Raw genomic sequence first — 21,645 nt, 5'->3', positions numbered from 1 at the left:
GCCTTCAGCCACGCGGCGCGTAAAGGATGATCGCCGCGCCGGCGAGGCAGACCGTGCCGCCGACCACGTCCCAGCGGTCGGGACGAAAGCCTTCGACCGCCCATAGCCAGGCCAGCGACGCGACGATGTAGACGCCGCCATAGGCGGCGAAGGCACGCCCGGCGTGCTCCGCGTCGACCTTGGTCAGCAGCGCCCCGAAGGCGATCAGGCTCAGCACGCCCGGCGCCAGCCACAGCGGATGGGCGCCCGAGCGCACCACCGCCCAGAAGGCGAAGCAGCCGGCGATTTCGGCGAGCGCTGCCAGCGCGTAGATCAAGGCCGTCGTCATTCCGCCCCCGTCAGCTCGACATCCTCAGCCGAGCACCGTCGACTTCACCCACCAGTCCGGCCGCGCGGCGATGACGGCCTTCGCCGCCCGCGCGGCGGCGCGGCAATCGTCATAGAGCCCGAAAAACGTCGCTCCCGAGCCGGACATGCGCACGAGGCGCACCTCCGGCGTCCCCGCGAGCACCTCGGCCACCTCGCCGAGCGAGGGTTCGAGCGCGCGGGCCGGCGGCTCGAGATCGTTCGGCGCGTCGGCGAGGAAAGCGAGCGCCTCCGCGCGCGTCGAAAAGTCCTGGGGCTGCTGCGGCGGCTGGCGCATCTCTCCCGGCGCAAGGCCGAGGGCGCGAAACACCGCCGCCGTCGCCACCGGAAGGCGCGGATTGACCAGCACCAGGCCGAAACGCGGCAGGGCGACGGGGGAGAGCGTCTCGCCACGCCCGCCCATCCAGCTGGAGCGGCCGGAGAGGCAGACCGGCACGTCGGAACCGGTGGCGAGCGCCGCCGCGTAGAGGCGAGGATCGTCCGGCGTCAACCCGTTCGCGCGGGCAAGCAGCCGCAGCGCCGCCGCCGCATCCGCCGAGCCGCCGCCAATGCCGGAGGCGACCGGCAGCCGCTTGTCGAGCGCGAAGCGGCCGATCCTCAGTCCCGTGACTCGCGTGGCCAGCTCCCGCGCGGCCTTCAGCACCAGATTATCGGGCTCGACCGCGAGCGTCGTCGCACCCGGACCGACGAGATCGAGGCCGGGTGCGCCCTCGGGCTCGTAGGTCAGCCGGTCGCCTGCGCCGGCAAAGGCGACCAGGCTCGACAATTCGTGATAACCGTCGGCCCGGCGGCCGAGCACCGCGAGCGACAGGTTGATCTTCGCCGGCGCCCGCTCGCTCAGCCGGTGGCGGAACGGCGAGGAAGGAAGCCGCGCGATGGCTGCGGTCGGCATATTCGGATCGGGCATAGCCTTGCTTATGAGCGGCGGCGCGACGGCCGGCAAGCGGCGGCGCGACATCGGCCGCAAATCGCTCCGCCGAGGCGGCGGCTTGCGCCGCAGGTGGTTTTAGCTGTATATGACGGCCATTCACTTATCTCAGATGGCCTGACGGTCGGTTGAGAGTGGGTTCCACCGCCGGGACCCGCTCTTTTTGCATTGCGGACCATCACGGGTCCGGCGAGGACGATGAGCGAGAACGACATCAAGTCCGACAAGGTTGCCGCGCCGGTTTTCGAAACCCGGCTGGATGAGCCGCGCCTCGTCACCGAGACCGGCCCCGCCGCGCGGGTGGCAGGGATCGTCGCGCCGGTGCTGGAAGGCCTCGGCTTCCGGCTGGTGCGGGTCAAGATCTCCGGCGGCGACGCGATGACGCTGCAAATCATGGCCGAGCGGCCGGACGGCTCGTTCGGCATCGAGGAATGCGAGGCGGCGAGCCGCGCGATCTCGCCGGTGCTCGACGTCGAGGATCCGATCTCCGGCGCCTACAATCTCGAAATGTCCTCGCCCGGCATCGACCGGCCGTTGGTGCGCGCCAGCGACTTCGACCGCTGGGCCGGCCACGAGGCCAAGGTGGAGCTCGCCGTGCCGTTCGACGGCCGCAAGCGGTTCCGCGGCCTGCTGCTGGGCCAGAAGAACGGGGCGGTGGTCATCCGCCTGCCCGACGCCCCGGCCGGCGCGCCCGACACCTATGAGCTGCTCATCGCCGATATCGGCGAGGCGCGCCTCGTCATGACCGACGCGCTGATCCGCGACGCCTTGCGCCGCGACAAGGCGCTGCGCGAGGGCGCGGGGATCGACGAGGACGATATCGATACCGCCGATCTCGGCGACGCTTCGTTCGAGGACGATGCCGACGAGGTGGAAGACGGCGAGGCGGAAGGCGGCGAGGCCATCGCCCGCATTCTTCCGGCCAAGAAGATGCCGGTGCGCGCCACGCCGAAGGCCAAGCCGGCCTACAAGCCGAAGGGCGCCGCCAAACCCGCCAAGAAATCCAACGCAAAACGCAAATCCCCCGCGAAGGAGACGCACTGATGGCTGTCGTCAGCGCCAACCGCCTCGAGCTTCTGCAGATCGCCGATGCGGTCGCACGCGAGAAGTCGATCGACCGGCACATCGTCATCGCCGCCATGGAAGACGCCATCGCCAAGGCGGCGCGCTCCCGCTACGGCGCGGAGACCGACATCCACGCGGAAATCAACCCCCGCACGGGCGAACTGCGCCTCGCCCGTCACCTGCTCGTGGTGGATCAGGTTGAGAATTCCGCCGTCGAGATCGACCTCGTCGGCGCCCGCCGCCTCAATCCGGCGGCGCAGGTGGGCGATTCCATCGCCGACACGCTGCCGCCCTTCGATTTCGGCCGGATTGCCGCGCAGTCGGCCAAGCAGGTGATCGTGCAGAAGGTGCGCGAGGCCGAGCGCGACCGTCAGTATGAAGAGTTCAAGGACCGTATCGGCGAGATCGTCAACGGCGCGGTCAAGCGCGTCGAGTACGGCAATGTCGTCGTCGATCTCGGCCGCGGCGAAGCCTCGCTGCGCCGCGACGAGCTGCTGCCGCGCGAAATCTTCAAGGTCGGCGACCGCATCCGCGCCTATGTCTACGACGTGCGCCGCGAACCGCGCGGCCCGCAGATCTTCCTGTCCCGCACCCATCCGCAGTTCATGGCGAAGCTGTTCGCGCAGGAAGTGCCGGAGATCTATGACAGCATCGTCGAGATCAAGGCGGTCGCCCGCGACCCCGGCTCGCGCGCCAAGATCGCCGTCACCTCGCGCGATTCCTCGGTCGACCCCGTCGGCGCCTGCGTTGGCATGCGCGGCTCGCGCGTGCAGGCCGTGGTCAACGAGCTGCAGGGCGAGAAGATCGACATCATCCCGTGGTCGAACGACGTTGCCACCTTCATCGTCAACGCGCTGGCGCCGGCGGAAGTGGTCAAGGTCGTGCTCGACGAAGACCGCGAACGTATTGAAGTCGTGGTCCCAGATGCCCAACTAAGCCTGGCCATTGGCCGCCGCGGCCAGAATGTCCGCCTTGCCTCCCAGCTGACCGGCTGGGACATCGACATCATGACCGAGGCGGAAGAGAGCGAGCGGCGCCAGAAGGAATTCGCCGAGCGTTCGAAGATCTTCGCCGAGGCGCTCGACCTCGACGAGATGATGGGCCAGCTGCTGGCCTCGGAAGGCTTCGCCTCCGTGGAAGAGCTTGCCTATGTGCCGATCGCCGAGCTCGCGAGCATCGAGGGCTTCGACGAAGACACCGCGCAGGAGCTGCAGAACCGCGCGCAGGGCCACCTCGCCGAGGTGGAAGCCGCCTTCGACGAGCGCCGCCGTGCGCTCGGTGTCGAGGACGATCTGCGCGAGGTGCCGGGCGTGACCTCGCCGATGCTGGTGGCGTTCGGCGAGAACGACATCAAGTCCGTCGAGGATCTTGCCGGCTGCGCCACCGACGATCTCGTGGGCTGGACCGAGCGCAAGGACGGCGAGACCATTCGCATCGCCGGCGCGCTGGAAGGCTTCCAGATCTCCCGCGAGGACGCCGAGGCGCTGATCATGCAGGCCCGCGTGAAGGCGGGCTGGATTTCGGCCGAGGAGCTCGCCGGTGCGAGCGAGGCGGCCGAAGAGGTGACCGAGGAGGACGCCGGCGACGCGGCGTGAGACCTGGAGCCGTCGGCGTCCCGGTGACGGCAACGGCTCTGGCCTCATACCGGTCCGGCGGCGAGTGGAGTGTCGCGTAGCGATGCAGCAGGCGGGCGACCAGGACGGGAGGCACGATCTCCCCACCGACGATCTGCCCGTCGGCGGAGCGGAGGAGACCGATGCCGGTCCCGCCGCCGCCCGCCGGGAGCTGTCGCGCCTCTGCCTGGCCAGCCGCACCGTGCGGCCGGTCGACGAGATGCTGCGTTTCGTGGTGGCGCCGGACGGGCAGGTGGTGCCCGACCTCGCCGCCAAGCTTCCCGGGCGCGGCGCCTGGGTCGGGGCCACCCGCTCCGAGCTGGCGCTGGCGGTGAAGAAGAAGGCCTTCGGCCGCGCCTTTCGCGGCAAGGGCCGCGTCGATCCGGGTCTTGCCGACCTGGTCGACGCCCTGCTGGAGAAGGATGTGTTCAGCGCCCTCAGCTTCGCCAACAAGGCGGGGCGGCTGGTGACGGGCACGACCAAGGTGGCGGAGGCGCTCCAGGGCGGCGCCGCCATTCTCGTCCACGCCAGTGACGCGGCGCGCGACGGGGTCGCGAAACTCGATGCTCTCGCCCGGCGCGTCGGCGAGGCCGAAGGTAAGAAAATAGCCTTCGTTAACTCTTTGTCAGGCGTGCAATTGGACTTGGCGTTGGGCAGGGCAAATGTGGTACATGCTGCGCTGCTCGCCCATCCGACAAGCGCAGGGTTTCTTGCGCGGGTAAGAAGGCTCGAGAGCTGGCGCGCTGGATAAGCGAAGCTGGCGCACAGATTTGAGGCATCCCGCAAGGGGCGGTGATGCTCAGGAACGGATACCGAATGACCGATACGAAGAACCCCGGCGAGAAGACGATGGGCGTTGGCCAGGGCAAGACCCTGACGCTCAAGAGGCCTGTCGAGCAGGGCGTCGTTCGCCAGAGCTTCAGCCATGGGCGCTCCAAGTCCGTGGTGGTCGAGAAGGTGAAGCGGCGCGTGATCGGTCCGGGCGAGAAGCCCGAGGCTCCGTCCGCGCCTTCCGCTCCGGCCGCCGCCGCCGCTCCCGTTGCCGCGGCTCCCGCCGTCACGACCGCTCCGGCCGCTCCCGCGCCGTCGGCACCGCGCCCCGCACCGGCGCCCCAGGCCGCGCGTCCCGCACCGGCTCCTCAGGCTGCGCGCCCGGCATCGGCGCCGCAGCAGGGCGCCCGTCCCGCCGGCACGTCGCAGCAGCCGCAGCGCCCGCCCATGCAGGGCCGTACCCAGCCCTCGCCCGGCTCCAACTATTCCGGACCGCGTCCGGCTCCCACCGGCAGCCGCCCCGGTGGCGTGGTGCTGCGTTCGCTGACCGAGGAGGAGGCCCGCGCCCGCGCCGCCGCCCTCCAGGACGCGCGCCTGCGCGAGGTCGAGGATCGCAAGCGCGCCGAGGAAGAAGCCCGCCGCCGCGCCGAGCGCGAGGCGCGCGAAAAGATCGAGCGCGAGGCCGCCGAGGCCCGCAAGCGCGAGGAAGAGGCGCGTCGCGCCTTCGAGGAAGAGGCCAAGCGCAAGTCCGAGCAGGAGGCGCGCAAGCGCTTCGGCGAGGAGGCCTCCAGCCAGGCGGCCCCGGCCGCCGCTGCCTCGGCGCCGCGCCCGGCCGCGCCCGCCGCTGCCGCACCTTCGGCGCCGGCCGCCGTTCCCGGCGCCCCGCGCGTCGCCACGCCGCGCAACAATGCGGCGATGGATTCCGAAGACGACGAGCGTCGTCCCGTCCGTCGTGGTCCCGGCGGCGCCCCGGCGCGTCCCGTCGTTCCCGCCAAGCCGGCGCGTCCCGCCGCCGGTGCCGAGAAGAACCGCGGCCGCCTCACCCTGGTGACGGCGCAGTCCGGCGACGAGGAGCGCCAGCGTTCGGTCGCGGCCTTCCGTCGCCGCACCCAGCGCATGAGCGGCCACCGGCATGTCGAGACCAAGGAAAAGATCTCCCGCGAGGTCACGGTCCCGGAGACGATTTCCATCCAGGAACTCGCCAACCGCATGGCCGAGCGCGCGGTCGACGTCATCCGGCTGCTGATGAAGCAGGGCCAGATGGTGAAGATCACCGATGTGATCGACGCCGACACCGCCCAGCTGATCGCCGAGGAACTCGGCCACACCGTGCGCCGCGTCGCGGAGTCGGACGTCGAGGAAGGACTGTTCGACACGCCGGACGCGCCGGAGAACCTGCTGCCGCGTCCGCCGGTCGTCACCATCATGGGCCATGTCGACCACGGCAAGACCTCGCTGCTCGACGCCCTGCGCTCGGCCAATGTCGTGTCCGGCGAGGCCGGCGGCATCACCCAGCACATCGGCGCCTATCAGGTGACCTCGCCGCTCGGCGGCAAGATCACCTTCATCGACACGCCCGGCCACGCGGCGTTCACCGCCATGCGTGCCCGCGGCGCCAAGGTGACGGACATCGTGGTGCTGGTGGTGGCGGCCGATGACGGCGTCATGCCGCAGACGGTGGAAGCCATCAGTCACGCGCGCGCCGCCGGCGTGCCGCTGATCGTGGCGATCAACAAGATCGACAAGCCGGACGCCAAGCCGGAGCGCGTGCGCAGCGAGTTGCTGCAATACGAGATCCAGGTGGAAAGCCTGGGCGGCGAGACGCTCGAAGTGGAAGTGTCGGCCAAGGCCCACACCAATCTCGACAAGCTGCTCGAGCTGATCAGCCTGCAGGCGGAAGTGCTCGACCTCAAGGCGAACCCCGACCGTGAGGCCGAAGGCACCGTCATCGAGGCGAAGCTCGACCGTGGTCGCGGCCCGGTCGCCACCGTGCTGGTGCAGCGCGGCACCCTGCATGTCGGCGACATCGTCGTCGCCGGCGCCGAGATGGGCCGCGTGCGCGCGCTGATCTCCGACAAGGGCGCACAGCTCGGCGAGGCCGGTCCGTCCATGCCGGTCGAGGTGCTCGGCTTCAACGGTACCCCGGAGGCGGGCGACCGCCTCGCGGTGGTCGAGAGCGAAGCCCGCGCCCGCGAGATCACCGACTACCGCAAGAACCAGAAGCGCGAGAAGGCGGCGGCGCGTTCCGCTACCGTCCGCGGCTCGCTGGAACAGATGATGAGCCAGGCGAAGACGGCGGGCCGCAAGGAATTCCCGCTGATCATCAAGGGCGACGTCTCGGGTTCGGTGGAAGCGATCGTCACCTCGCTGGAGAAGCTCGGCACCGACGAGGTGCAGGCCCGCATCATCCACTCCGGCGCCGGCGGCGTGAACGAGAGCGACGTGACGCTGGCCGAGACCGCCAATGCGGTGATCATCGCCTTCAACGTGCGCGCCAACAAGGAAGCCCGCGAGGCGGCCGACCGTGCTGGCATCGAGATCCGCCAGTACAACATCATCTACGACCTGGTGGATGACGTGAAGGCGGCGATGGGCGGCCTGCTCGCCCCGATCAACCGCGAGACCATGCTCGGCAACGCCCTCATCAAGGAGATCTTCGCGGTCTCCAAGGTGGGCAAGGTCGCCGGCTGCCTGGTCACCGACGGCATCGTCGAGCGCGGCCAGCATGTCCGCCTCATCCGCGACAGCGTCGTCATCCACGAAGGCAAGCTCGCCACGCTCAACCGCTACAAGGATGCGGTCAACGTGGTGCAGTCCGGCCAGGAATGCGGCATGTCCTTCGAGAACTACCAGGACATGCGCGCCGGCGACGTCATCGAATGCTACCGCGTCGAGGTGGTCCAGCGCACGCTGTGACCCCTGCCGCAGGGCACGACGGCCGGACGGTTCGCCGCCCGGCCGCCTGAGAATTACCGCGGGAGCCGGACGGTCCGAATCCGTCGGCTCCGGTCGAAGCCGTCCCGCTTTCCGGCGTCACCGGTGCGGGCGTTGAGGAATGTTGAACGCCATGAAGACCAAAGCGAGCTCGGGCACCGGCCCGAGCCAGCGCCAGCTGCGCGTCGGCGAACTGGTGCGCCATGCCCTGTCCGACATTCTGTCGCGCGGTGACCTGCCCGATCCGGCCTTGTCGAAGGTGCTGATCACCGTGCCCGAGGTGCGGATGAGCCCGGACCTGAAGATCGCCACCTGCTTCGTCATGCCGCTCGGCGGCAAGGACACCAAGGCGGCCATCGACGCGCTGGCGACCAATGCCAAGCCGTTGCGTGGCGAGATCGCCCGCCGGGTGGAGCTGAAATACGTGCCGGAGCTGCGCTTCCGCATCGACACCTCCTTTGAGGAAGGCTCGCGCATCGACGCGCTGCTGCGCTCGCCCGACGTGGCGCGCGATCTCGACCATCACGACGACCAGGACGACAACGAGAACAACAAGGACGATCAGGCATGACCGCCCCCATGATCGAGGCCGCCACCGCCGAGGCCCTCATCGACGACGCCATCATCGACGAGACCAACGCCGCCCCGGCCGCGGCCCCCGCCGACGCCCGCCCGCGCGGGCCGAAAGGCGACCGCCGCGAGCGTCCGGCCCGGCGGCCGAAGCGCGACATCGACGGCTGGGTGCTGCTGGACAAGCCGGTCGGCATGACCTCCACCCAGGCGGTCGGCGCGGTGAAATGGCTGTTCCAGGCCAAGAAGGCCGGCCATGCCGGCACGCTCGACCCGCTCGCCTCCGGCTGCCTGCCGATCGCGCTCGGCGAGGCGACCAAGACCGTGCCCTTCGTGATGGACAGTCGCAAGATCTACCGCTTCACGGTGCGCTGGGGCATCGAGACCGACACCGACGACAGCGAGGGCCAGGCCGTCGCGCAGTCGGAGGTCCGCCCGGACCGCGACGCCATCCTCGCCATCCTGCCGGCGTTCCGCGGCGAAATCGAGCAGGTGCCGCCCGCCTTCTCGGCGCTGAAGATCAATGGCGAGCGCGCCTATGACCTGGCGCGCGATGGCATCGCCGTCGAGCTCGCCGCCCGCACCGTGATCATCCACCGGCTCGACCTCGTCGACATGCCGGATGCCGATCACGCGGTGTTCGAGGCGGAATGCGGCAAGGGCACCTATGTGCGCTCGCTCGCCCGCGATTTCGGCCGTCGGCTCGGCACGCACGGCCACATCACCGCCCTGCGCCGCAGCGTGGTCGGCACCTTCGCCGAGGAGGAGCTGATCCCGCTCGACGCCTTGCGCGCCATGCATGCGGATAATGGCGAGACCCCGCCCTTCGCCGCGCTGCGCCCGGTGGAGATCGGCCTCGACAGCCTGCCCTCGCTGCGGGTGAGCCCGGCGGATGCGGCGCGCCTCGCGCGCGGCCAGTCGATCATCCTACGCGGCCGCGACGCACCGATCCTCGAAGGCCCGGTCGCCATCACCGCCGGCGGCCGGCTGGTGGCGCTCGGCGACGCCGAGGGCGCGGAGATCTTCCCCCGGCGCATCTTCCACCCCGGCGGCGGCAACTGAACGACCGGCGTCCTTCCGAGGATGCCGGTCCCCGGCCGCTTGGTCCGCTCGGACCGGGCACTAGCCACACGGGCGTTTTCGTGTATGGTGCGCCCGCGTTGCGGACCTAGCGGTCCGCGCGAACCTTTCGCTTTTCGACCGCGCTGGACGACATCCCGGCCCGGCCGATCCGCGAAGACGGCGGCCCCGCAGCAAGCGGTCCGCCTCATCGATTACCGAAAACCGGAAAGGATACCCGATGTCGATCACGCCGGAGCGCAAGCAGGCGCTCATCGCTGAATATGCCACCAAGCCGGGTGATACCGGTTCGGCGGAAGTGCAGGTTGCGATCCTCACCGAGCGCATCACCAACCTCACCGGCCACTTCAAGGGCCACGCGAAGGACAATCATTCCCGTCGCGGCCTGCTCAAGATGGTGTCCGCGCGCCGTGGCCTCCTCGACTATCTGAAGAAGACCGAGGAAGCCCGCTACAAGTCGCTGATCCAGCGGCTCGGCATCCGCCGCTGATGTTTCGCCGAGGCTCGCACCATGCGGTGCGGGCCTCGTGCGCTATCAGGGTGGTGCCTGCGGATGATCCGCAGCGCCGCCTCACAAAGACTGGAGCCTGAGGAACAGGTTCCGGAGAACGCAAAAGCGGCGGGCATGGGGCTCGCCGCGTCCGACAGAAGCGGCGGCCATGGCAGGATCGCCGGAGGCTGATACGGCCGGGCCCCGCCCGGTGGCCGGAGCCCGGTTCCGCGGAAGTCCTGCGACTTCCCCGACAGGAACGGGTCCCGGCACCCACGCAGCCTCCCGCCGTCTTGCCCATGGCCCCTCTTCGGAAAGCCAGAGACAGACATGTTCGACATTCACCGCGAGGAACTCGACTGGGGCGGGCGCACGCTCTCCCTCGAGACCGGCAAGATGGCGCGTCAGGCCGACGGCGCCGTGCTCGCGAAATACGGCGACACCACCGTGCTCGCCACCGTGGTCTCCGCCAAGGCGCCCAAGCCCGGCCAGGACTTCTTCCCGCTCACCGTCAACTACCAGGAAAAGGCCTATGCGGCCGGTCGTATTCCCGGTGGCTACTTCAAGCGCGAAGGCCGTCCGAGCGAGAAGGAGACTCTGGTCTCCCGCCTGATCGACCGCCCGATCCGCCCGCTGTTCCCCGACGGGTACAAGAACGACACCCAGATCGTGATCACCGTGCTGTCGCACGATCTCGAGAACGATCCCGACATCGTGTCGCTGGTCGCCGCCTCCGCCGCGCTCACCCTCTCCGGCGTGCCCTTCATGGGCCCGGTCGGTGCCGCCCGCGTCGGCTTCATCGACAATGAATATGTGCTGAACCCCTCGGTCGACGAGCTGAAGGATTCGGCGCTCGACCTCGTGGTCGCCGGCACCGCCGACGCCGTGCTGATGGTCGAATCCGAAGCCAAGGAGCTGTCCGAAGAGGTCATGCTCGGCTCGGTGATGTTCGGTCACCGCCACTTCCAGCCGGTGATCGACGCGATCATCCGCCTCGCCGAGAAGGCCGCCAAGGAGCCGCGCGACTTCGCCGCTCCCGACCATTCGGCGCTGGAAGCCGAGCTGCGCGGCCTGATCGAGGCCGATCTGCGCGACGCCTACAAGATCGCCCGCAAGCAGGACCGCTATGACGCGGTCGGCGCTGCCAAGGCCAAGGCCAAGGCGCACTATGCCGCCCTCGCCGCCGAAGGCAAGGACGTGCCGGACGCCCAGACCCTCGGCGAAGTGCTGAAGGAGCTCGAGGCGAAGATCGTCCGCTGGACCATCCTCGACGAAGGCGTGCGCATCGACGGCCGCGACACCAAGACCGTCCGTCAGATCGTCTCCGAAGTCGGCGTCCTGCCGCGCACCCACGGCTCGGCGCTGTTCACCCGCGGCGAGACGCAGGCGCTGGTCGTTGCGACGCTGGGCACCGGCGAGGACGAGCAGTTCATCGACAGCCTGGAAGGCACCTACAAGGAGCGCTTCCTGCTGCACTACAACTTCCCCCCCTTCTCGGTCGGCGAGACCGGCCGCATGGGTTCGCCCGGCCGTCGCGAAATCGGCCATGGCAAGCTCGCCTGGCGCGCCATTCGCCCGATCCTGCCGCCCGCGCACGAGTTCCCCTACACGCTGCGCGCGGTGTCCGAGATCCTCGAATCCAACGGCTCGTCCTCGATGGCGACCGTCTGCGGCACCTCGCTGGCCCTGATGGACGCCGGCGTGCCGCTGCGCCGTCCGGTGGCGGGCATCGCCATGGGCCTCATCCTCGAGGGTGAGAAGTTCGCCGTGCTCTCCGACATCCTCGGCGACGAGGATCACCTCGGCGACATGGACTTCAAGGTGGCCGGCACCGACAAGGGCGTCACCGCCCTGCAGATGGACATCAAGATCGCCGGCATCACCGAGGAGATCATGAAGGTCGCCCTCGAGCAGGCGAAGGGTGGCCGTGCGCACATTCTCGGCGAGATGGCCAAGGCGCTGACCGGCGCCCGCGCCGAGCTCGGCGAGCATGCCCCGCGCATCGAGGTGATCCAGATCCCGGTCGACAAGATCCGTGAAGTGATCGGCTCGGGCGGCAAGGTGATCCGCGAGATCGTCGAGAAGACCGGCGCCAAGATCAACATCGAGGACGACGGCACCGTGAAGGTCGCCTCGGCGTCCGGCGAGTCGATCAAGGCGGCGCTGAACTGGATCAAGTCGATCGCCTCCGAGCCGGAGATCGGCCAGATCTACGAAGGCACCGTGGTGAAGGTGGTCGATTTCGGCGCCTTCGTGAACTTCTTCGGCGCCAAGGACGGCCTGGTGCACGTCTCGCAGCTCGCCAAGGAGCGGGTGGCGAAGCCCTCCGACGTCGTCAAGGAAGGCGACAAGGTGAAGGTGAAGCTGCTCGGCTTCGACGAGCGCGGCAAGACCCGCCTGTCGATGAAGGTCGTCGACCAGGCCACCGGCGAGGACCTCGAGGCCAAGAAGGCCGACGACAGCGAGGCCGGCGCCGCCGAGTGATCTCGGCCGCACGCCTTGGAGTTTATGAGCGGGGCGCCTTCGGGCGCCCCGTTTCGTTTGAGCAGGACCGCCGCACCCGTTGACAACCCTGACGCGAAGACAGACTGTTGGCACGCGGGAGATTGCCGATGGCCAGAATCGACGTCGACGACCCGCGGGTGATTCATGCCCTTCTCGACGGCCTCGTCGAGGACGGCGACAGCTTCGACACCGCCACGGCCGCCGAACTGATCGCGCGGGTGCCGATCACGCTGAAATCCTCGCCATTCCAGTTCAAGAGCGCCTGGAACGGCAGCACCACCCAAAGCGGCTATGCCGCCGGCGTCGGCCAGAGTTCGATAAAGGAGAAGGAAGAGAAATCCGTCGAGATCGGTACCGACCGGCGCTGGCGCATCGGCGGCTATAAGATCGAACACGAACCCGGCCAGCTCGACATCGAACTGATGTGGGCGGACACCAAGCTCGATCCCACCGGCAGCCTATGCCGGTTGACCTACGACCCACCGAGCCGGCGCCCATTGATGCTGTATCTCGGCGAGCAGCGCGCTCTGAAGCTCGGCCCCCCTGCTCTTCAGCTATGGCCCCTTCTACAAGCCATGGAAGCACCCGGCCTGACGCCACCTATCGGAACGCCGCGAAAACCCCTGCGACCGCCTCGCGCGGGAACCCCGCCTTCAGCGCCAGCACCAGCGTGAGCCGCGCCTTCAGCGCCGAGAGCAGCCCCGCTGGAAGAACGCCCCGCGCGATGAGGTCGATCTCCGAGCCGGGATAGCCATAGGTGCACTCGAACACCGGACCACCGAGCGTCCGGCTCGCCAGCACCACCGGCATCTCCCCCGCCAGCGCGCCGACCGCCTCGGCCATCACGCCGGGGACATGGCCGGCGCCGGCACCCTCGATCACCGCGCCGCGATAGCCGAGGCCGGGCAGGGCCGGCAGCAGCCGCCCGTCATCGCCCATACCGATCTTGACCAGAGCCACCGGCGGCAGGTCGATATCGGCTGTGGCACCTCTCGCCGGCAGTAGATCGGGGAGGTCCAGCGGCCCGACGCGGGAGAAGAGCCGCGCCCGCCCCTCCACCACCAGCCCGAGCGGACCGCCATTGTCGGAGACGAAGGCGGAGGTGAGCGCGCTGTGCCCCTTGCGGACATAGCGGGCGGCATGGATCTCGTCGTTCAGCACCACCAGCGTGCCGAGGCCGCGCGCCTCCGGGCTCGCGGCGACGATGGCGCCGGCCAGCAGATTGGCCGGCCCGTCGGCGCCGGGCTGCTGCGGCCCGCGCATGGCGCCGATCACCACCACCGGCCGGTCGTCGCGCACCATGAGGTCGAGCGCGAAGGCGGTCTCCTCGATGGTGTCGGTACCCTGGATCACCAGCGCGCCGTCGACACCATCGGCGAAGGCGGCACGGATCTCGGCGGCGACCTCGGCAATGTTGGCCAGCGTCAGCGAGGAACTGCCGACCCGGAACGGCGAGCGCGCCTCGATCTCGGCGATCTCGGCCAGCGCCGGCACCGCCGCCACCAGATCGGCGGCGCCCAGCGTCGGCGCGATGCCGCCGGCGGCGGAGGCGGTCATGGTGATGGTGCCGCCCAGAGACAGGGCGAGCAGGTGGGGACGGCGGGAGGTCTCGGGCATGGTCGATCCGGCGGCAGGGGACGCTTCTCTATAGTCGCTACCCGCAACCTTGTCGCTTGATCCGCGTCCCGGATCGCCGGCCGGGCCTCCGCTCCCCGATGGGAAGGGGGATGGAATGAGGGGTCCCCGACGCTCCGCGATCACCTTGCCCCGCCTCGCCTCGCGGCCACCTCCCGGCGAAGCCGGATGTTTCCGGCTTCGCCCTCGGCCGGAACTTACGGAACCGAACGCGGCAGTCGCCGAGTTCGGGCGGGAACAGGGACTACCGGGCCGGCCTACAAGGCCGGCGGATGCACGGCGCGGCTGTCGTCCGGCGCCTCGTCCCGCGCCTCCATGCCATAGTCGCGCAGGATGGCGGCCACCCGCAGCCGGTAGTCGCGGAACACGCCGCCGCGCCCCTCCTTGCCGCGGCCCTTACCCTGCGCGACGCGATGCGAGGGCAGGCAGCGCCAGGCGCGCACCGCCTCCTCGTCGCGCCAGATCGACAGCGACAGCAGCTTACCGGGCTCGGTGAGGCTCTCGAAGCGCTCCACCGAGACGAAGCCGTCGCGGCCTTGAAGATCGGCCTTCAGCGCGGCGGCGAGTTCGAGATAGTGCTCGCGCTCACCTTCCGCCGGCCAGACCTCGAAAATAACGGCGATCATGTCGGTCTCCCTGGAGCCGCCGGCTCATTCCGCTGCTACGGCGAACGGCTCCGGCAACGGATTGGGCCCGCCGGTCGCCCAGTCGAGCAGCTCGACCGTGTGCACGGTCGGAATGGCGGTGCCGCCGCCGATCTGGGTCAGGCAGCCAATATTGCCGGCGGCAATCACCTGCGGCTGGGTGCGCTCGATATTCGCCACCTTGCGGTCGCGCAGCTTGCCGGCGATCTCCGGCTGGAGGATGTTGTAGGTGCCGGCCGAGCCGCAGCACAGATGCCCTTCCGCCGGCTCCAGCACGGTGAAACCGGCGCGGGCCAGCAATTCCTTCGGCGCCGTCTTCACCTTCTGCCCGTGCTGCAGCGAGCAGGCGGAATGGTAGGCGACGCGCATCCCCGCCTCGATAACCGGCACCGGCAGCTCGCGCTCGACGAGGAACTCGCTGACATCCTTCGCCAGTGCCGAGACCTTGGCCGCCTTCTCGGCATAGGCCGGCTCGAGGCGCAGCATGTGGCCGTAATCCTTGATCGTCGTGCCGCAGCCGGACGTCGTGATGATGATGGCGTCGAGCCCCTCGCCGCTGATCTCCCGCCACCAGGCGTCGACATTGGCGCGGGCATTGGCGAGCGCCGGCTCCTCCTTGCCCATGTGATGGGTGAGCGAGCCGCAGCAGCCACCGCCCTTCGGCCGCACCACTTCCACCCCCATGCGGGTGAGCAGGCGGATCGCCGCCTCGTCGATCTCCGGCCGCAGCACCGGCTGGGCGCAGCCATCGAGCAGCGCGACGCGGGCGCGGCGGGCGCCCAGCGCCGGGAACTGGCGCACATTCTCGCTGGCCGAGCGGGTCGACGGGCGGGCCGGCGCCAGCTTCAGCATGGCGGCCACCGGGGCGAGGCCGGGCACCTGGCCGATCATCCCGGCGAAGGGCCGCGCCAGCATGGCGCCGGCGAGCGACAGGCGGAACAGCGAGCGGCTCGGCAGCACCTTGGCCAGCACCGCGCGCAGCGTGCGGTCGAGGAAGGGGCGCTTATAGGTCTTCTCGATATGGTCGCGCGCATGGTCGACGAGGTGCATGTAGTGCACCCCGGACGGGCAGGTGGTCATGCAGGACAGGCAGGACAGGCAACGATCGACGTGCTTGGCGACCTCGGCGGTGGCCGGCCGGTCGTTCTCCAGCATGTCCTTGATCAGGTAGATGCGCCCGCGCGGTGAATCGAGCTCGTCGCCGAGCAGCGCGTAGGTCGGGCAGGTGGCGGTGCAGAAGCCGCAATGCACGCACGCGCGCAGGATCTGTTCGGAGCGTGCGACCTGCGGATCGGCGAGCTGGGCGAGCGAGAAATGGGTCTGCATGGTCCTCACACTCCCGCATACATGCGGCCGGGGCTCAGCACCCGGCTCGGATCGAAACCGTCCTTCATCCGCTTCACCAGCGCGCCGGTGACGGGGTCGAGCGGCTGGAACACCTCCAGTGCCGCGCGGGTGGCGGCATCGGCGCGGATCAGCGTCGCATGCCCGCCCGATTGCGGCCCGCCGACAGCGGCGAGCACGCCGCGCACCAGCTCGGCGCGCGGATCGGCGTCGGGCATCTCGATCCAGATCAGCCCGCCGGCCCAGTCGTAGAAGCAGGCGCCGCCCGCCTCGGCGACGGCGGCGCCGATGGCGGAGGCCTTCATCGGGGCGGTCGAGACCCGCCAGACCGCCCGCGCATGGTCGCCGGCGAACGGCTCGACGTCGCGCAGCGCCTGCCACAGCTTGGCGGAACTCTCGGCCTCCAGCCGCCCCAGCGTGCCGAAGCCGGCGAGCAGCGCTTCGAGTTTCTCGCGGCGATGGCGGATCGAGGGCGGCACGCCCTCCAGCCGCAGCGCCGTCACCGAGCTGCCGGCGAGCGCCAGGGCGGGAATGTGCCCGGTGACGCCGAACGGCACATGCGCGGCGCCGGAGACGTCGTAATAGGAGCCGACCGCCGCACTCATCGCCTTCGCCGCCGTGGCGTCGTCGAGGCCGTAGATCAGCAGCGTCTCCAGCGTCTCCGGGCGCGGCAGCACCTTGATGGTCAGCTCGGTGAAGGCGGCGAGCGTGCCATAGGAGCCAGACAGGCCGCGCGGCAGATCGTAGCCGGTGACGTTCTTCACCACCCGGCCGCCGGCCTTGAACGCTTCGCCGCGCCCCGACACCGCGCGCAGGCCGAGCGCGTGGTCGCGGGCGGCGCCGGCGCTGGGGCGGCGGGGGCCGGCGAGATTGGTCGCCATCAGCCCGCCCAGCGTGCCCTCGCCGCGCGGACGGCCGAGCAGCGGGCCGTAATCCATCGGCTCGAACGCCATCATCTGGTTGGAGGCCACCAGCAACGCCTCGATCTCGGCCACCCGGGTGCCGGCCTTGGCGCTCAGAACCAGCTCGGCCGGCTCGTAGAGGCTCACCCCGGTGAGCGCGGAGAGATCGAGCGTGGCGTCGGTCTGAATGTGGCGGCCGAGCGCCTGCTTGGAGCCCGAGCCGGCGACATCGAGGGTTCGGCCTTCGGAAACAGCCCAGCGGACGGTCTCGACGACGTCGGCTTCATCGCGGGCTCGGAGGCGGTCGGCGGTGGTCGGCGGGGTCATGGTCGGCTCACTCGCGGGCGGTCTTCAGAACGGGAGGGCGGCAAGGCGCGCCGCATGTCGGTTGTGCTCGGCGATCACTGCCGGCAGGTCGATGGTGACGACCGCGCCACGCTCCACCACCGGCCTACCCTGCACGACCGTCCAGCTGGCGCGGTGCGGGCCGGTGAACAGGCAGGCGGCGACGGGATCGGACAGCCCGCCGGCAAAGGCGAGGTCGTCGAGGCGGAAGGCGGTGAAATCGGCGCATTTGCCGGGCGCCAGCGCGCCGATGTCGTCGCGCCCCAGCACGGCGGCACCACCGAGCGTCGCCAGCTCCAGCGCCCGCCGGGCGGTCATCCACTCCTGGTCGCGCGAGGGATCGGAGGTGGACAGTGTGGTGTCCGGCCCTTCCGGCGGGCGCAGGCTGATCTGCAGCCGCGCCAGCAGCATCGCCTGGCGCGCCTCGCCGAGCATGTGGTTGGAATCGTTGGAGGCCGAGCCGTCGACGCCGAGGCCGACCTTCACCCCGGCGCGGCCATAGGCCATCGCCGGCGCGATGCCGGAGGCGAGCCGCATATTGGAGGAGGGGCAGTGGCACACCCCGACCCCGGCGCCGGCGAAGCAGCCGATCTCGTGGTCGTTCACATGCACCGCATGGGCGAACCAGACATCCGGCCCCAGCCAGCCGAGCTCCTCCATATAGGCGACCGGCCGCTTGCCGAAGCGCTCCAGCGTGTAGCGCTCCTCGTCAATGGTCTCGGCGAGGTGAGTGTGCAGGCGCACGCCGTGGCGGCGGGCCAGCGCCGCGCTGTCGCGCATCAACTCCGGCGACACCGAGAAGGGCGAGCAGGGGGCCAGCGCGATCTGCAGCATCGAACCCGGCGTGGCGTCGTGATAGGCGCCGATCACCCGCTCGCTATCGGCGAGGATGTCGTCCTCGCGCTCGACGCAGCTGTCGGGCGGCAGGCCGCCACGGCTCTCGCCGAGCGACATCGAGCCGCGCGAGACCATGAAGCGCAGGCCGATCTCGCGGGCCGCAAAGATCTGGTCGTCGACCCGGCAGCCATTGCGGAACACATAGGCGTGGTCGAAGGCGGTGGTGCAGCCGGACAGAGCGAGCTCGGCGAGACCGACCAACGTCGCGGTGCGCGAGGCCTCCGGCGTGCGGGCGCCCCAGATGCGGTAATGCGCCTTCAGCCAGCGGAACAGATTGGTGTTCTGCGCCGCCGGCAGGTTGCGGGTCAGCGTCTGGTCGAGATGGTGGTGGCAATTGACCAGCCCGGGCAGCACCACATGGCCGGAAAGGTCGATCACCCGGTCGGCGGTGGCCGGCAGGGTCTCGGACGGCCCCACCGCCTCGATCATGCCGTCGCGCGCGAAAACGCCGCCGCCGGGAATCTCCCGGCGCGCCCCGTCCATGGTGACGAGGATGTCGGCATTCCTCGCGAGCAGCGTCGCCACGTTCCCGGTCCTCGCTCAGAACCGCGGGATGTCGGGGAACGGCACCTGCCCCCGGCTGATATGCATGCGCCCCAACTCGGCGCAGCGGTGCAGCTGCGGGAACATCTTGCCGGGGTTGAGCAGCCCGTCGGCGTCGAAGGCGCATTTCAGCCGCTGCTGGTGCGCGAGGTCGGTCTCGTCGAACATCGACGGCATCAGGTCGCGCTTCTCGACGCCGACGCCGTGCTCGCCGGTGAGCACGCCGCCCACCTCGACGCAGAGCAGCAGGATGTCGCGGCCGAACGCCTCGGCGCGCTCCAACTCGCCCGGCTTGTTGGCGTCGTAGAGGATCAGCGGGTGCAGATTGCCGTCGCCGGCATGGAACACGTTGGCGCAGGCCAGCCCGTATTTCGCCGACATGTCGATCATGCCGGACAGCACGCGCGGCAGCGCCTTCCTCGGGATGGTGCCGTCCATGCAGTAATAATCCGGCGAGATGCGCCCCACCGCGGGGAAGGCCGCCTTGCGGCCGGCCCAGAACGCCATGCGCTCCTCCTCGCTGGTGGAGGCGCGCAGCGTCATGCAGCCGAGCCCGGAGGCGATCTCGGACACCCGGCCGATCAGGTGGTTCACCTCGGCTTCCGGCCCGTCCAGCTCGACGATCAGCAGCGCCTCGACGTCGAGCGGGTAGCCGACCTTCACGAAGGCCTCGGCCGCCTCGATGGCGAGCTTGTCCATCATCTCCATGCCGCCGGGGATGATGCCGGCGGCAATGATGGAGGCGACGCATTCGCCGGCCGCTTCCGAGGAGGGAAAGCCGACCAGCACCGCCCGGGCGGTCTCCGGCTTCTTGAGGATGCGCACCGTCACTTCGGTGACGACGCCGAGCAACCCCTCCGAGCCGACGATCAGCCCGAGCAAGTCGAGCCCACCGGAATCGAGGTACTGGCCGCCCAGCCGGATCACCTCGCCGGTGATCAGTACCATCTCGACGCCCATGACGTTGTTGGTGGTGAGGCCGTATTTCAGGCAGTGCACGCCGCCGGAATTCTCCGCGACATTGCCGCCAATGGTGCAGGCGATCTGCGAGGAGGGGTCGGGCGCGTAGTAGAAGCCGTTATGAACAACCGCATTGGTGATGCCGAGATTGGTCACGCCCGGCTGGGCGGTCACGGTGCGGTTGTCGAAGTCGATGTCGAGGATGGCGTTGAACTTGCCCATGCCGAGCAGGATCGCGTCCTCCAGCGGCAGCGCGCCGCCCGACAGCGAGGTGCCCGCCCCGCGCGGCACCACCCGCACGCCGTTGGCGTGGCAATAGGCCAGCACCTTCGACACCTGCGTGGTATTGGAAGGCAGCACCACGGCAAGCGGCAGCTGCTTGTAGGCGGTGAGACCGTCGCTCTCATAGGGGCGCATCTCGATCTCGGTGTCGATCACCCCTTCGCCCGGCACGATAGCGCGCAGATCGGCGATGATCGCCGCCCGCCGCGCCAGCACGTCGCGCTTGGGCTCGGGCATGACCAGCGCGTGATACTCGACATCACCCGCCGCATGCGCGGCCGATCCCTCTGGCTGGGACATGGCGATCCTCCCGTACGGTCATTCGACCCGTTCTAGAGAACCAATGCACCGCCTCTGGTAAAAAATCTAGACCACAGCCCCTCATCTGTTGGTCGAGCCCGATCAATTCGCCGCGCCATGGCATGGCACGCCTTGCGCCGGATCAAGGCGAGGATCACCTCATGGAGAGAAGAAGGAGCATGCCCATGCATGCCGCGTGAGAGGAGAAACGTCCGATGACCGCCCACTCGTCCGCCGACGCCGCCACCCTGAAGCGCATCCGCCTCCATCTCGCCCGCTCGAAGGAGTTTCCGGAGGGCAGCGCACGGTACGGCTATGAATTCGTCGCCCCGCTCGACGAGACCGGCCATATCGACCTCGCCGCCTGGCGCCTCGTCCGCCAGGAATGCACGGTGCGCCGGTTCTGGGGCAATGAGCGGCCGGAGGAAGGGCGGTTGATCCATCGCGCCGGCGGCGCCAATGGCGCGACCTGGGTGTTCGACTACGACCAGGGCGCGGCGGAGGATGACGAGGCGGGCTACCGCTTTGGCGACCACGCCTTCGCGCCGGGCGAATATGTCTCGCTGCGCGACGAGGACGGCGAGATGCACACCTTCAAGGTGGTGTCGGTCGAGCTCAATTAGGCGCGCGGACGGCGGCCGGGACCGCGGCGGTCTCGGTGGCCGGCGCGGCCACTGGCGCGGCGCTGCTGGTCGTCGCGGCCGGCGTCGCCACGGCGGGCACCGATGCCGGCGGCGTGGTGGCGACCGGCGCGGCCGGCGTCACCGGGCGGGGCCGGCGCGGGCGCGGGGCCGGGCGGTCAATCATGCCGATGACCTGCGCGTGCAGCTCCGCCAACTTGTCGATGTTGAAATGGCCGATCTTGTCGTTGCCGCCCATATTGATGTTCTGCACCTTGGGGCCGGCGACCGGCTTGCCGGAGCCCGAGGCGACGTAATAGTTCACCACCTTGCCGATGGAGGCCGAGGCGGTGGTCGGCGTCACCGGATCAAAGGTGACGACCAGCGGCACCGGCACGCCCTCGCCGCTCACCTTGTTGCCCATATAGACCGCCGCGTCGGCGCCGAGCGAATGGCCGACGATCACCACCGGCGAGGGGCGGCGCTTGCCGGCCTTGGCCTCGGCGACCGCGGCGGCCGACACCGCCTGCCAGTCGGCATAGGAATGCACGGTGGCCTTGATGCCGCGCGCGTTCAGCTTCTTGGCGAGATCGTCCATGCCGAGCGAGAAGATGTTGGCGAGCCCGCGCAGCAAATAGACGCGCGGCTTGGCATCCGTCCGGGCAGCGGTCTGCGCACCGGCGGGTGACGACATTGCGAGGGCGAGAACGAGGACGACGCACAGACCCCACATACGCGCAAGCAATGTCATGTTTCGATTCCCAAGCCGACCCAGCACAACTTTCATGCATCCGCCACATTTGGCAATGCAATCGAAAATTCCTAGCGCGATCGGCATTGCCCGGCCGTTA

Annotated in this window: 19 protein-coding genes; 10 read left to right on the top strand and 9 right to left on the bottom strand. The window is 69.6% G+C overall.

Annotation, left to right across the window (positions count from 1 at the left end):
* Positions 1–4: 4 nt before the first annotated feature.
* Complete coding sequence (locus LGR54_RS02505) at positions 5–328, bottom strand: YnfA family protein (protein ID WP_230360390.1); 324 nt, start codon at positions 326–328, stop codon at positions 5–7.
* A gap of 24 nt (positions 329–352) precedes the next feature.
* Positions 353–1,258, bottom strand: a complete 906-nt coding sequence (locus tag LGR54_RS02500) for a 4-(cytidine 5'-diphospho)-2-C-methyl-D-erythritol kinase (protein WP_230360389.1) — start codon at positions 1,256–1,258, stop codon at positions 353–355.
* Positions 1,259–1,492: 234 nt separating this feature from the next.
* On the opposite strand from LGR54_RS02500, the gene rimP reads away from it, so the two are divergent.
* The 9 genes from rimP to LGR54_RS02455 all read left to right on the top strand — a co-directional run bounded on the left by rimP (position 1,493) and on the right by LGR54_RS02455 (position 12,996).
* Positions 1,493–2,338 (top strand): ribosome maturation factor RimP, encoded by an 846-nt coding sequence (rimP, locus tag LGR54_RS02495; protein ID WP_230360388.1) that lies wholly within the window; start codon positions 1,493–1,495, stop codon positions 2,336–2,338.
* Complete coding sequence (gene nusA / locus LGR54_RS02490; protein ID WP_230360387.1) at positions 2,338–3,954, top strand: transcription termination factor NusA; 1,617 nt, start codon at positions 2,338–2,340, stop codon at positions 3,952–3,954. Before rimP ends, nusA begins: the two co-directional genes overlap by 1 nt.
* Positions 3,955–4,036: 82 nt before the next feature.
* On the top strand, positions 4,037–4,723 hold the full coding sequence (locus tag LGR54_RS02485) for an RNA-binding protein (RefSeq protein ID WP_230360386.1): 687 nt from the start codon (positions 4,037–4,039) through the stop codon (positions 4,721–4,723).
* A 65-nt stretch (positions 4,724–4,788) separates the two neighbouring features.
* Entirely contained in the window at positions 4,789–7,659 is a 2,871-nt protein-coding gene (gene infB, locus LGR54_RS02480) for a translation initiation factor IF-2 (RefSeq protein ID WP_230360385.1), read from the top strand.
* A gap of 151 nt (positions 7,660–7,810) precedes the next feature.
* On the top strand, positions 7,811–8,248 hold the full coding sequence (gene rbfA / locus LGR54_RS02475) for a 30S ribosome-binding factor RbfA (RefSeq protein ID WP_230360384.1): 438 nt from the start codon (positions 7,811–7,813) through the stop codon (positions 8,246–8,248).
* Complete coding sequence (truB, locus tag LGR54_RS02470; protein WP_230360383.1) at positions 8,245–9,309, top strand: tRNA pseudouridine(55) synthase TruB; 1,065 nt, start codon at positions 8,245–8,247, stop codon at positions 9,307–9,309. The genes rbfA and truB overlap by 4 nt, the downstream gene beginning before the upstream one ends.
* 238 nt (positions 9,310–9,547) lie before the next feature.
* Positions 9,548–9,817, top strand: a complete 270-nt coding sequence (gene rpsO / locus LGR54_RS02465; protein WP_214007837.1) for a 30S ribosomal protein S15 — start codon at positions 9,548–9,550, stop codon at positions 9,815–9,817.
* Between the two features lie 330 nt (positions 9,818–10,147).
* Positions 10,148–12,301 carry a polyribonucleotide nucleotidyltransferase gene (pnp, locus tag LGR54_RS02460; RefSeq protein WP_230360382.1) on the top strand — a complete coding sequence of 718 codons (2,154 nt, stop codon included), beginning with the start codon at positions 10,148–10,150 and terminating at the stop codon, positions 12,299–12,301.
* A gap of 128 nt (positions 12,302–12,429) precedes the next feature.
* Complete coding sequence (locus LGR54_RS02455; RefSeq protein WP_230360381.1) at positions 12,430–12,996, top strand: hypothetical protein; 567 nt, start codon at positions 12,430–12,432, stop codon at positions 12,994–12,996.
* On the opposite strand, the gene LGR54_RS02450 is transcribed toward LGR54_RS02455, so the two are convergent.
* The 6 genes from LGR54_RS02450 to LGR54_RS02425 form a co-directional block, all read right to left on the bottom strand.
* Positions 12,923–13,939, bottom strand: a complete 1,017-nt coding sequence (locus LGR54_RS02450) for an asparaginase (protein WP_230360380.1) — start codon at positions 13,937–13,939, stop codon at positions 12,923–12,925. The genes LGR54_RS02455 and LGR54_RS02450 overlap by 74 nt on opposite strands.
* A gap of 275 nt (positions 13,940–14,214) precedes the next feature.
* On the bottom strand, positions 14,215–14,583 hold the full coding sequence (locus tag LGR54_RS02445) for an antibiotic biosynthesis monooxygenase (protein ID WP_230360379.1): 369 nt from the start codon (positions 14,581–14,583) through the stop codon (positions 14,215–14,217).
* Between the two features lie 24 nt (positions 14,584–14,607).
* The gene (gene glcF, locus LGR54_RS02440; RefSeq protein ID WP_230360378.1) at positions 14,608–15,927 is read right to left on the bottom strand and encodes a glycolate oxidase subunit GlcF; all 1,320 of its coding nucleotides are present in this window, start codon (positions 15,925–15,927) and stop codon (positions 14,608–14,610) included.
* A 5-nt stretch (positions 15,928–15,932) separates the two neighbouring features.
* Positions 15,933–17,174, bottom strand: coding sequence for an FAD-binding protein (locus tag LGR54_RS02435; protein ID WP_230360377.1), 1,242 nt, complete (start codon positions 17,172–17,174; stop codon positions 15,933–15,935).
* Positions 17,175–17,198: 24 nt separating this feature from the next.
* Positions 17,199–18,614 (bottom strand): 8-oxoguanine deaminase, encoded by a 1,416-nt coding sequence (locus tag LGR54_RS02430; RefSeq protein ID WP_230360376.1) that lies wholly within the window; start codon positions 18,612–18,614, stop codon positions 17,199–17,201.
* A 15-nt stretch (positions 18,615–18,629) separates the two neighbouring features.
* Positions 18,630–20,174, bottom strand: a complete 1,545-nt coding sequence (locus LGR54_RS02425) for an FAD-linked oxidase C-terminal domain-containing protein (protein WP_230360375.1) — start codon at positions 20,172–20,174, stop codon at positions 18,630–18,632.
* 215 nt (positions 20,175–20,389) lie between these two features.
* On the opposite strand from LGR54_RS02425, the gene LGR54_RS02420 reads away from it, so the two are divergent.
* Positions 20,390–20,797 carry a hypothetical protein gene (locus LGR54_RS02420; protein ID WP_230360374.1) on the top strand — a complete coding sequence of 136 codons (408 nt, stop codon included), beginning with the start codon at positions 20,390–20,392 and terminating at the stop codon, positions 20,795–20,797.
* Here LGR54_RS02420 and LGR54_RS02415 read toward each other — a convergent pair.
* Positions 20,790–21,545: a hypothetical protein gene (locus LGR54_RS02415; RefSeq protein WP_230360373.1), complete on the bottom strand. Its 756-nt coding sequence runs from the start codon at positions 21,543–21,545 to the stop codon at positions 20,790–20,792. The two genes, LGR54_RS02420 and LGR54_RS02415, sit on opposite strands and share 8 nt — an antisense overlap.
* Positions 21,546–21,645 lie beyond the last annotated feature (100 nt).

It is taken from the genome of Ancylobacter sp. Lp-2 (genome assembly GCF_020523795.1).
In the GTDB taxonomy this organism is placed as follows: domain Bacteria; phylum Pseudomonadota; class Alphaproteobacteria; order Rhizobiales; family Xanthobacteraceae; genus Ancylobacter.
This window is presented reverse-complemented; position numbering and strand designations above follow the sequence as displayed.